Raw genomic sequence first — 255 nt, 5'->3', positions numbered from 1 at the left:
CTGCCGCCGGAATGTATGATATCATGTCCACCGAAACCTACGGCACCCACCGGGCCAACGCCTACAAGATTTTGGAGGACACCTTGAATTTGCGGGACTGCCGCATTTATGATACCATTGAGGAGGACGGTAAAGAGCGGCGTGTCCTGAACCAGAAGGAGACGATGCTTGCCCAGCAGAAGCAGCAGGCCATCAAGGATACCTTTGCAGGCTGGGTTTGGCAAGACCCGCAGCGGCGGAATCTGCTGGTGAAGC

The 255-nt window shown here is 56.1% G+C and carries 1 protein-coding gene; it reads left to right on the top strand.

Features of this window, described 5'->3' with window-relative positions; translation table 11 throughout:
• Nucleotides 1–255: hypothetical protein (locus tag P0G09_RS20985; protein WP_275253627.1), on the top strand; the 255-nt coding region annotated here is incomplete at both ends.

Source organism: Faecalibacterium sp. DFI.5.82 (assembly GCF_029076575.1).
GTDB classification, from domain to species: domain Bacteria; phylum Bacillota; class Clostridia; order Oscillospirales; family Ruminococcaceae; genus Faecalibacterium; species Faecalibacterium duncaniae.
Note: the sequence above shows the minus strand (reverse complement) of the source record. Positions and strands in the feature narration are given on the sequence as shown.